Genomic DNA, 7988 nt, shown 5'->3' with positions numbered 1-7988 from the left:
CCGGCTCAAAGAAGCGCGAGGCTTGGCCACCCGCTACGAGAAAACCGCCGCCTCTTTTTTAGCCGTCGCTCACCTGCTCGCCGCCCTGGATTGGATGCGCTGACTGTCCACACTCTCTAGTTGATAGCTGGATATTAAGCCTTGCCCGGGTGACTTCTGCGGAAGTAGCCGGGTAAGGCTTTTTGGCTGATAATAGGTGCGGGTAGCTCAGTTCCTACATAAATGCCTCCATGCCGGGCAGCAGGCTTCGATCAGATAGTAGGCGTTCATTTGTGTGGGCAGGCCGCACCTGGGGTAGCATCCCTGCAATGCGATATGAACGAGATTAAAATTGGATTAAAGTAATAGCATTATATATAATAGTATTACTTTTATTGTGAACCCACTATACACCCACTCATGAACTGGTTACGAAAAATTCAACTCACTGCCATCCTGCTACTTGTCACTCTGACCCTGGCCCTGGCTGGCCGGGCTACCAACCCCGATGCCGTACTGGGAGTTTGGAAAAATGGGGAGGGTACAGGTATGGTGCAGATTTACAAAAAGGGAGACAAGTATTTTGGGCGAATTGTGTGGCTCAAAGTGCCCAACAACCCCGATGGCACGCCCCGTACGGATGTAAACAATCCTGACGAAAGCAAGCGGAAGGTTCCGCTGAAAGGGCTGGAGAACATGCGCGGCTTCAGCTATTCGGGCGACAATAAATGGGAATCGGGCAGCATCTACGATCCTAAAAACGGAAGTGACTACTCCTGCGAGATGACGCTCGTGGACGAAAACACGCTGGAAGTGCGCGGCTTTATTGGTGTGTCCCTGTTCGGGCGTACCGACGTGTGGAAGCGGCAGATCAGCAAGAAGAAGTAGCCGCTATGCGAACTTTCTACTCCGTGGTAGCCGCGCTGGTACTGGCTACCGGCGCGCAGGCGCAGGATACGCCCGCCCCACCTGCTGCGCCCGCGCCCGCCGATTCACTGGACTTCGGTGAGTTTGGGGATGCCGATGGGCAGGCAGCCCGCACGTTTGCTACCCAGAAGGTGCTTTACCTAAGCCCCACCAAGCTGATTTCTCTAGGCTATGAGGGGCAACCTGGCTTCGACCTCACCACCAGTGGGCAAACCTTCGACCCTCCACTTACCCAGGAGGTAGAGCGTTTCCGGGGGCTGCGTCTAGGCGTGAATGCCCCGGTAATTTCGCGCTCCAATTTTATTCTTAACCTCGGCCTCACATACTGGAACACGAGCGTGCAAGTGCCCGGCTCCCCAGGTTTGTGGCAGGCCCTGAACAAGGGCCTGCGCTCCACGGGCGTGAATGCCACCGTATTTAAGCCCTTCGATATCAAGCGCTTTTTGCTGCTGCAGGCCAGCGCCGATTTGAATGGCAATTACCGTAGCTTCGGCGATGTGAGCAGCCAGGCCCTCACGTACAGTGGCACAGCCATCTACGGCTGGAAGCCCAACGACAACTTTATGTGGGGCTTGGGAGTGACACGCACCTACCGGGCCGGCCAGCTGCTGCACATACCCGTGGTATTCTACAACCGCACCTTTAGCCCGCGCTGGGGGGTAGAAGCGGTGTTCCCGGCCCGGGCTAACCTGCGGCGCAGCTTTGGCACCAGCTCTTTGCTGATGCTGGGCTACGAAATAGAAGGCAACGCCTACTATCTGGGACCAGTAGATGGGCAAGATATCTTTCTGCGCCGCGGGGAGCTGAAGCCGCGCATTACCTACGAGCGGCAGTTGGCGGGCTTTGTGTGGTTATCGGCGCAGGTGGGCTACCGCTACAACTGGCGCTTTGATGGCTTTACCACCCAAAACCCCACCGGCGACGATAAGCCGGTGTTTGAGAACACGCTAGGCAACCCACTTTACTTCAACGTGAGCGTTAATCTGGTAAGTCCTTAACCTGAAAACCTGGAGCCGTTTCCCCGGTGCTGAGGCTAAGGCACATGGAAAAGGCCCCTAATTTTGCTGGTACTTAGAAAGCCCGCTCCTTACTTGAATCCATCAATCGGTACGCCCGAAGTATGCGGTTCAAGCTAGGGTGCGGGCTTTGTGCGGAAGCTTATTTCCAAGCTATGATAGAGAGCTACTGATGGTACTCGGTTTTATACCACAGCTCATGCAGGAATACTAGTGAGAAACCTTTTGTGCGTTTTGTGCTGGATAATGAACTTTATGTGCGGCAAACAAGCAAGGTATACCTGCTAATGGGCTAAAATGCCTCCTCAATGGCATCGGCTACTCGCCGCAAATCACCTTCCGTCATGGCTGAGCCGCTGGGCAGGCACAAACCGCGGGTAAATAAGTTTTCACATACGGCGCTACCATACATGGGCGTATCGGCAAAGAGGGGCTGTAGATGCAGGGGTTTCCAGAGGGGGCGGCTTTCGATGTTGCGCGTTTCCAGGTGCAGCCGGAGGTGCTCGGGCGTGACGGCGGTTTGTTCCGCATCGAGCAGGATAGTAGTCAGCCAGCGGTTGGAGCGGCTGCCGGCCGGTTCCGCGGGGCCAAATGCCAGGCCGGGTAGGTGGCGCAACTTGTCGCAATACCAGAGGTAGATTTCGCGGCGCTTTTTTACGCGGTCTTCCAGCAGCTCCATCTGGCCCCGGCCTATACCGGCCAACAGGTTGCTAAGCCGGTAATTATACCCCAGCTCCGAGTGCTGATAATGGGCTGCCTGGTCCCGGGCCTGGGTAGCCCAAAACCGTACTTTGGCCGCCCACTCGGGGCGGTTGGTTACGAGGGCGCCCCCGCCGCTGGTGGTCAGGATTTTATTGCCATTGAAGGAGAAAACCCCAACATCTCCAAACGTACCCAGAGGTTGGCCCTTATAACGTGCCCCCAAGGCCTCGGCTGCGTCTTCCAGCACTGGAATGCCATACTCACGGGCCACCGCCAGTAGCTCATCCAAGCGGGCGGGCATGCCATACTCACGGGCCACCGCCAGTAGCTCATCCAAGCGGGCGGGCATGCCATACAGGTGCACGATAATAAGCGCCCTTGGCAGGCGCTGACCGCCTGCCACGCGTGCCTGCAAAGCTTCGCGCAGCCGCTGTGGGCACATGTTCCAGGTATCCGGCTCACTGTCGATAAACACTGGGGTGCCGCCACAATACACGATGGGGTTGGCCGTGGCCACAAACGTGAAAGAGGGGCATAGTACTTCGTCGCCGGCTTCAACTTCCAGTAGCTTCAGGCCCAGGTGAATGGCGGCCGTGCCGGAGGAAAGAGCCACGCAGGCCTGGGCCTCGGTAAACTCGCAGATGTCCCGCTCGAAGCCGTCGAGGTTGGGGCCTACGGGTGCCACCCAGTTGTCTTCCAGGGCCTTGTGCAGGTAGTTGATTTCGTGGCGGCCGAGGTGGGGCGGGGAGAGGTATAGTCGGTCGTAATCCTGGCTGCGCATAGGTAGTAAAGGGAAAGAAAGCAGAGCAATGGAGCCGCTGATTTTGATGCCAGCACTTGAATAAGATACGCCACAAAACAGGCGAATTCAGTAGAATAAGGCAGTTTCTTTTAAATTGATCGGTATGTCTGAGGTAGTCGTCTGATAGTCAGGAGACAGCAGTGTGCTGTTTTACCACGGTGGCCGGTACGCCTACGGCCGTGCAATCGGCGGGTAACTGGCGCACTACTACGGCTCCGGCCCCAACCACTGTGCGTGGCCCCACCTGTACCTGCTGAATCACGGTGGCGTTGGTACCTAGGTAAACCTCCGGGGCTAAGTGAGCCCCACCGCCCACGTTGGCGTGGGGCATCAGGGAGCAGAAATCCTCCAGCACGGCATCGTGCCCAATGGTGCAGCCCAGGTTCAGCAAAACGTGCCGGCCCAGGGTAATGTCGGTGGTAAGCACGCACTGCTGGCTGATAATGCACCCCTCGCCCAGACTAACGTGCTGGTAAGGCCGCAGCATTACGCCCGGGTGAACCAGCGTGGCGAAAGAAAGTTGGGGGTTGCTCAGCCGCTGCACTACGGCTGCGCGGCTGCGGCTGCTGCCTACGGCCACGGTTACGTGCAGGGGCTCCGGCCACTCGTTCAGGTCGTGAATGGTGCCCCGGTACGGCACTCCGTGAATAGCGGAAGTTGCCGGGGCCTGGTCGTCGAAAAAGCCAATGACGTCCCAGGTGGGCTGCACTTCGTTGAGCTGGCGGATGAGCAGCAGCACCTCCCGGCCCAGGCCGCCGGCCCCCACTATGGCAATGGGCTGCGTGGGGCCACCTTCCGCGTTGTACAAGTCAGAAAAGAAAAGCTGGGTCATAGGGTAGGGGTATCAGATGGGGGCGTGCCGCGGAAAGCTTCCATGGTAGCCTGGCCGTGGGCCGAAATGTCCTGAGCCGACACCACCCGGCCCAGGGTACGCCAGAGAATACGCAAATCCAGCGCAAACGACACATGGTCGACGTACCAGACATCATACGTAAACTTCTGCTCCCAGCTGATGGCATTACGCCCGTTTACCTGCGCCCAGCCCGTAATGCCTGGCCGCACGGCATGGCGCCGGGCCTGCTCCGGGGAGTAAAGCGGCAGGTACTGCTCCAGCAACGGGCGCGGCCCCACCAGGCTCAGGTCGCCGCGCAGCACGTTCCAGAGTTGGGGCAATTCATCCACGGAAGCAGACCGCACCCACCGGCCCAGGGGCGTAAGCCGCTCGGCATCGGGTAGCAACTGCCCCGCGGCATCACGGCGGGAAGTCATGGTCTGCAGCTTGTAGAGCGTGAAGGAGTGGCCCTGCCAGCCCGGGCGGCGCTGCCGGAAAAGCCACGCGCCGCCGTTTTGCGCGGCTAGGGCCACCGCCACGGGCAGCAGCAAGGGCAGCACCAGCACCAGCAGGGGCGTGGCTACCAGCACGTCAACGAGACGCTTTCCCCAGCGCAAGTACCAGGAAGAAGGAGCAGCAGTGGGCATGAAGGAAGGAGCAGGGCTGAAGGGTCAAAAATAGAGTTTGTGTTGGAAGCCGTAGTTTTCGGGACTTTAACGCCTGCCGTTCATGCTCGTTTTTCCCAACGCCAAACTCAATCTAGGCCTGTACGTGACCGGTCTGCGCCCCGACGGCTTCCGCAACCTGGAATCGGTGTTTGTACCCCTGCCCTGGAGCGACGCCCTGGAGGCCCTGCCCGCCTCGGCTACCACGCTCACCCTCACCGGCATTCCTATTCCCGGCGAGCCGGCCACCAACCTTTGCCTGCGCGCTTACGAGTTGCTAAAAGCTGACTTTGACTTGCCGCCCGTGCAGCTGCACCTGCATAAGGTAGTTCCTATCGGGGCCGGGCTGGGCGGCGGCTCCGGCGATGCGGCCTTTGCCCTACGTGTCCTCAACGACCTGTTCGGGCTGGGCCTGCCCGCCGAAACCCTGGAAAGCTACGCCCGCCGCCTGGGGGCCGACTGTGCCTTTTTCATTCAGAACAAGCCCGTTTTCGCCTTCGAGAAAGGGGACGTGTTCGAGGCCATTAGCTTGAACTTGGGGGGAATAGCCTGCAAGGTGGTTTACCCGGGCCTCCACATCAGCACGGCCGAGGCCTACGCCCGGGTGACGCCGCGCCCCCCCCGCCACGACCTGCGTACGGCCCTGCAGCAACCCTTGGAAACGTGGCGGCATACCGTCGGTAACGACTTTGAGGAGGCCCTTACCCCGCATTATCCGGTGCTGGGGGACATCAAGCAGGCCCTTTACGCCGCCGGGGCCGCGTACGCCAGCCTTTCCGGGTCGGGCTCGGCTGTGTACGGGCTGTTTCCCGGCGCGGCGGTTGCCCCGCAAATTTCCTTTCCGGCGCCTTATACCGTGTGGGACGGGCGGCTGTAGCAGGGCAACGGGTAGCGGCTATACCAGCACCTCGGCGGCTTCCCGGCGCCGGGCGCGGCGCTGGTTCCACTGGTCGAGCACGGGGTGAATGAGCACGCTCAGCAGAATAACCACGGTGCCCAGGTAGAACCCGGTAGAAAGCTTTTCCTGGCCAAAGCCCGGCACCCGGAGCGTGTACATCAGCACGGCCAGCACAATGCCGTACACGGGCTCCAGGTTGATGGTGAGGTTGACGACGAAGGCGGAAATGCGCTTCATCAGCTCCACGGAGGTGGAGAAGGCGTACACCGTGCAAACGCCCGCCAGCAGCAAAAGCCACAGCCAGTCGAGGCCCGCCAGCCGGAGCTGCAACCCCGCGCCATCGGTGTAGTAGTGGCTGTAGAAAGGCATAAACAGTACGATGCTCAGGCAAGCGCCAGCCATTTCGTAGAGCGTGAGCTGCAGCGGCGTATGCTGCTTTACCAGTTTGGAGTTCAGCACGCTGAACAGGGCGGAGAGGCCCGCCGAGAGAATAGCGACGAGCAGGCCCGCCAGCTGGTCAAGCTCCGCTTGCGAAACCAGGTACAGGCCTACCATCGTGAGCAGCCCCAGGCCAACCTCGTAGAACCGCACCCGGCGCCACAGCACCAGGGGCTCCAGCAAAGAGGTCCACAAAGCCAGCGTAGCCAAGCCCGCCAGGCACACACTCACCGAAGAAAGGCGCGCCGCCAGAAAAAAGGTTATCCAGTGCGCTGCCACGAGCACCCCAATACCGAGCATCTTCAGCACCTCCCTGGCCGGAACACGCCAGGGCTGGCCCCGCACCAGCAGCAGACCCGCCAGGCCAGTAGCGGCCAGCAGCGTGCGCCAAAACACCAGCTCTACCGGCGGCACGGAAATCAGCTTGCCCAGAATGGCCGTGAAGCCCCAGAGCAACACGATGAAATGCAGACGCAAGTAGTCTTTAAGCATGTTTTTAGCCGTTCACTATTGGCCGTTAGCGGTTAGCCTCCTGATAGGTTCGCAAGCCAAGCTTATGAATTGAAAAAGCAATTAGCCATTCGCTGACAGCTGATAGCTAGGCAACTTTTACTTTGGTACCAGGCGGTACAGCGCGGCTCCAATCAGGGTGAAGACGGTGCTGGGTACCCAGGCCGCCACCAGCGGGGACAGGTCGCCGACCAGGGCCAGGTTGCGACTCAGAATCACGAAAATGATGAACACGAAAGCCAGGGAAAAGCCCAGCGCAATCTGCCCGCCCACGCCGCCCCGGGATTTGCGCGACGACAAAATCACGCCGATAGTCGTGAGAATAAGAATGGCGAAAGGATAAGAATATCGCTCGTACTTCTCAATGAGGTAGGTTTCGGTGTCGTCGGCGCCGCGGTCAATTTTTTGCTGGATGTAGCGGTTCAGCTCGGGCAGCGTGAGGGTTTCGGCCAGGCGGTAGGTGCTGGCAAAGTCCTTGGGGTAGAGGTTGAGTGTGGTGTCGCGGGCGGGCAAGCTCCGCAGCGTTTCCTTGTCGCCGTTGAAGGTGTGCACCAACTGGGCCGAGAGCTGCCAGGCCTTGCGGGTAGAGTCCCACTGAATGGTATTGGCCGTGAGGCGACGCTTGAGCAGGGTGCCTTCAATGGTCTCAAGCGCGAAGCGGTAGCCAATGTTGCTCACATTGTCGTAGCTCTCCATGTAGGCGTAGCTGTTCGGGCCTATTTTGATGTGCACGTTGCGCCCCTTGAAGCTGTAGGGGTTCTTGATGTAGGCTTTCTCGAAGGCTACGCGCGTCTTGTTGGCGTTGGGAATCACCCAGCCAATCAGCCCAAAAATGGAAATTCCGATAATGGTAGCCCCCATCAGGTAAGGAATCAGCAGCCGCTGAAAACTGATGCCGCTGCTCAGAATAGCTACAATTTCGGTGCGTGCTGCCAGCCGCGCCGTTACAAACACCGTGGCAATGAACACCGTGATGGGCGAGAGCAGGTTGGCGAAGTACGGAAACAGGTTCACGTAGTACTCCGAAATAATCTGCCACGCGCCCAGGTCGTGCTTGATGAAGTCGTCGTTTTTCTCCGTGAAGTCAATCACGCAGATTACCGACACCAGCATCACCACCGTGAAGATGTAGGAAGTCAGAAATTTCTGGAGGATGTATTTATCGAGCAGCTTCACGTTAGTACTTAAGTTATCGGGGCCTCCTGCTTAGGTGTACAGG

General features: G+C 59.1%; 8 protein-coding genes. 3 read left to right on the top strand and 5 right to left on the bottom strand.

Annotation, left to right across the window (positions count from 1 at the left end):
- Positions 1–399: 399 nt before the first annotated feature.
- Entirely contained in the window at positions 400–867 is a 468-nt protein-coding gene (locus FY528_RS20235; RefSeq protein ID WP_149072834.1) for a DUF2147 domain-containing protein, read from the top strand.
- Between the two features lie 5 nt (positions 868–872).
- Positions 873–1904, top strand: coding sequence for a DUF6268 family outer membrane beta-barrel protein (locus FY528_RS20230; protein ID WP_222931847.1), 1032 nt, complete (start codon positions 873–875; stop codon positions 1902–1904).
- Between the two features lie 310 nt (positions 1905–2214).
- Here the strand turns inward: FY528_RS20230 and FY528_RS20225 are convergent, their stop codons facing one another.
- From FY528_RS20225 to FY528_RS20215, 3 genes are all read right to left on the bottom strand, one after another.
- Complete coding sequence (locus tag FY528_RS20225; protein WP_149072833.1) at positions 2215–3405, bottom strand: DegT/DnrJ/EryC1/StrS family aminotransferase; 1191 nt, start codon at positions 3403–3405, stop codon at positions 2215–2217.
- Between the two features lie 148 nt (positions 3406–3553).
- On the bottom strand, positions 3554–4258 hold the full coding sequence (locus FY528_RS20220; RefSeq protein WP_149072832.1) for a NeuD/PglB/VioB family sugar acetyltransferase: 705 nt from the start codon (positions 4256–4258) through the stop codon (positions 3554–3556).
- Positions 4255–4905: a sugar transferase gene (locus tag FY528_RS20215; protein WP_149072831.1), complete on the bottom strand. Its 651-nt coding sequence runs from the start codon at positions 4903–4905 to the stop codon at positions 4255–4257. The genes FY528_RS20220 and FY528_RS20215 overlap by 4 nt, the downstream gene beginning before the upstream one ends.
- A gap of 82 nt (positions 4906–4987) precedes the next feature.
- Between FY528_RS20215 and ispE the strand changes: the two genes are divergently transcribed.
- Positions 4988–5800, top strand: coding sequence for a 4-(cytidine 5'-diphospho)-2-C-methyl-D-erythritol kinase (ispE, locus tag FY528_RS20210; protein WP_149072830.1), 813 nt, complete (start codon positions 4988–4990; stop codon positions 5798–5800).
- Between the two features lie 18 nt (positions 5801–5818).
- On the opposite strand, the gene FY528_RS20205 is transcribed toward ispE, so the two are convergent.
- Both FY528_RS20205 and FY528_RS20200 read right to left on the bottom strand, forming a co-directional pair.
- The gene (locus tag FY528_RS20205) at positions 5819–6751 is read right to left on the bottom strand and encodes a DMT family transporter (RefSeq protein ID WP_149072829.1); all 933 of its coding nucleotides are present in this window, start codon (positions 6749–6751) and stop codon (positions 5819–5821) included.
- Between the two features lie 117 nt (positions 6752–6868).
- On the bottom strand, positions 6869–7945 hold the full coding sequence (locus FY528_RS20200) for an LptF/LptG family permease (protein ID WP_149072828.1): 1077 nt from the start codon (positions 7943–7945) through the stop codon (positions 6869–6871).
- Positions 7946–7988: the final 43 nt, after the last annotated feature.

The sequence above is a fragment of the Hymenobacter lutimineralis genome, assembly GCF_008271285.1.
GTDB classification, from domain to species: domain Bacteria; phylum Bacteroidota; class Bacteroidia; order Cytophagales; family Hymenobacteraceae; genus Hymenobacter; species Hymenobacter lutimineralis.
This window is presented reverse-complemented; position numbering and strand designations above follow the sequence as displayed.

What these genes read in the sequence shown, in the direction of transcription:
- FY528_RS20235 (WP_149072834.1), top strand. Translation starts at nt 400, where the DNA reads ATGAACTGGTTACGAAAAATTCAACTCACTGCCATCCTGCTACTTGTC.
- FY528_RS20230 (WP_222931847.1), top strand. Translation starts at nt 873, where the DNA reads ATGCGAACTTTCTACTCCGTGGTAGCCGCGCTGGTACTGGCTACCGGC.
- FY528_RS20225 (WP_149072833.1), bottom strand. Translation starts at nt 3,405, where the DNA reads ATGCGCAGCCAGGATTACGACCGACTATACCTCTCCCCGCCCCACCTC.
- FY528_RS20220 (WP_149072832.1), bottom strand. Translation starts at nt 4,258, where the DNA reads ATGACCCAGCTTTTCTTTTCTGACTTGTACAACGCGGAAGGTGGCCCC.
- FY528_RS20215 (WP_149072831.1), bottom strand. Translation starts at nt 4,905, where the DNA reads ATGCCCACTGCTGCTCCTTCTTCCTGGTACTTGCGCTGGGGAAAGCGT.
- ispE (WP_149072830.1), top strand. Translation starts at nt 4,988, where the DNA reads ATGCTCGTTTTTCCCAACGCCAAACTCAATCTAGGCCTGTACGTGACC.
- FY528_RS20205 (WP_149072829.1), bottom strand. Translation starts at nt 6,751, where the DNA reads ATGCTTAAAGACTACTTGCGTCTGCATTTCATCGTGTTGCTCTGGGGC.